This window comes from Bartonella sp. MR168JLCBS (assembly GCF_042194175.1).
Genome location: NZ_JBHIMP010000640.1, coordinates 1 through 516, shown reverse-complemented (window position 1 = coordinate 516; position 516 = coordinate 1). Strand labels below are relative to the sequence as shown.

2 protein-coding genes are annotated in these 516 nt (G+C 37.2%); both read right to left on the bottom strand.

The window, feature by feature from the left end; genetic code table 11:
- A partial coding sequence (locus ACFIK8_RS13150; RefSeq protein WP_375669679.1) for a peptidylprolyl isomerase occupies positions 1–134 on the bottom strand: 134 nt, incomplete at its 3' end.
- A 22-nt stretch (positions 135–156) separates the two neighbouring features.
- On the bottom strand, positions 157–516 hold a 360-nt coding region (locus ACFIK8_RS13145; RefSeq protein ID WP_375669678.1), incomplete at its 5' end, for a peptidylprolyl isomerase.

Here is a 516-nt window from a genome sequence, read left to right as displayed (position 1 = left end):
TATGCACCCACCTTTGTTAACCTCCTGATTTGTGCAACATGCCTAGGTGCTAAATCAGCAAAAAGTTCAATAACAACTCTGCCCTTCGTTGTTTCAAGAATTAAAGTATTCTCTAAATCTTTAATCTCGGACATACGGCTAACTCCCTTTGAATTATTACTCAGCTTGTAAAGTAGCAGCATTAATAATATCAGGATCTTTTACAGATCCATTATTACTTGTGGTGCCTTTTTTAATTTTATCAACAACATCCATTCCCTTTACAACTTCTCCAACAACAGTATACTGACCATTTAAAAAAACAGCATCATTAAAACAAATGAAAAACTGAGAATTAGCTGAATCAGGATTTTGTGAACGTGCCATAGAAACCGTACCACGCTTATGCGAAAGATTAGAAAACTCTGCTGGTATATTGGGATAATTGGAACCACCCGTACCAACACGTTTAGGATCAAAATTCGCACTGTCCTTCTTCCCAAACTGCACATCACCAGTCTGTGCCATAAAACCAGA